The sequence below is a fragment of the Mesorhizobium carmichaelinearum genome (assembly GCF_900199455.1).
Taxonomy (GTDB): domain Bacteria; phylum Pseudomonadota; class Alphaproteobacteria; order Rhizobiales; family Rhizobiaceae; genus Mesorhizobium; species Mesorhizobium carmichaelinearum.
Genome location: NZ_FZQR01000173.1, coordinates 1 through 421, shown reverse-complemented (window position 1 = coordinate 421; position 421 = coordinate 1). Strand labels below are relative to the sequence as shown.

At 41.3% G+C, this 421-nt stretch carries 1 protein-coding gene; it reads right to left on the bottom strand.

From position 1 onward, the window contains the following. On the bottom strand, window positions 1-421 hold a 421-nt coding region (locus CKW40_RS46295), incomplete at both ends, for an S-adenosylmethionine:tRNA ribosyltransferase-isomerase (protein ID WP_500684306.1).

The following is a 421-nucleotide window of genomic DNA, read 5'->3' as shown; positions in this document are numbered from 1 at the left end:
CGATTTAATAACGCAGCTGTCTCTTCAGACATATGGTAATATTCTGCGTGCATATGGTGTTCTTCAATCGTATCTGCAGAAACTGGTCTAAATGTTCCAAGTCCTACGTGAAGTGTAATGAAAGCTAACCCAACGCCTTTTTGTTTTAACTTCTCCAGTAGCTCTTCTGTAAAGTGAAGTCCCGCAGTCGGCGCTGCTGCTGAACCGATTTCTTTCGCATATACTGTTTGATAGCGATCGCGATCTTCTAGCGTCTCTTTAATATATGGAGGAAGTGGCATTTCCCCAAGTTCATCTAAAATTTCATAGAAGATGCCGTCATATGAAAATTCAAGCTGACGTCCACCTTGATCTGCAGTTCCTATGCAAGTTGCTTTTAATTTCCCTTCGCCAAAAGAGATAACAGTTCCTTCTTTTACAC